The organism is Facklamia sp. P13055 (assembly GCF_050409445.1).
Lineage (GTDB): Bacteria > Bacillota > Bacilli > Lactobacillales > Aerococcaceae > Facklamia.
On record NZ_JBNUPL010000053.1, the window covers coordinates 1 to 752 of the forward strand.

1 protein-coding gene is annotated in these 752 nt (G+C 33.6%); it reads left to right on the top strand.

The genetic code is table 11. The features are described 5' to 3' along the window. The coding region (locus tag ACQV2O_RS08600; RefSeq protein ID WP_428875568.1) for a fasciclin domain-containing protein at positions 1–567 on the top strand (567 nt) is incomplete at its 5' end. Positions 568–752 lie beyond the last annotated feature (185 nt).

The following is a 752-nucleotide window of genomic DNA, read 5'->3' on the forward strand; positions in this document are numbered from 1 at the left end:
TCTAAAGAAGAGAGTACCAAAGAAATAAGCTCTAAAGAAGAAAGTACCAAAGAAATAAGCTCTAAAAAAGAGAGTTCTAAAGAAGAAAGTACCAAAGAAATAAGTTCTAAAGAAGACATACATAAACAAAAGGATATTGTTGCCACCCTTCAAGATAATGATGATTTCAGTATTTTAGCGGCTGCTTTTGAAAAAACTAATTTAGTTGAAATCTTACAAGAAAACGAACCATATACCCTCTTCGCCCCAACGGATGAAGCTTTTGAGCAATTATTAGAAGAGCTTGATATCACGGAGCAAGAGCTACTAACACAGCCTGATCTTAATAAACTATTAACTTATCACCTGGTGGCTAGTAAAATTTTGGCTGAAGATTTAAAAGACGGAAAATCTGTTGAAACTGTTAATGGAGAAAAAGTGGCCTTCGATTTTTCAGAAGACGAGCCGATGATCAGTGAATCGATGATTACTTCTACCGATTTAGAAGTTTCCAATGGAGTTATTCATATCATTGACACAGTTTTAATTCCTAAAGACTTCGAGTTACAAAAAATGGATACTAAATAAGCTAGGCAAAGCTTTTCTTACTTTCTATTAACGTCAAAGAGGCTGAATAAATAAAGTTCTATAATAAATAGGGTGGATGGAAGAAAAAAACACTTCCTTCCATCCTATTTTTTGCTACATAAAAACACAAAAGTCCGATCTATTAAAAGTGGTAACTAAAATAGAAAGGACTCTGTGCCAGGACT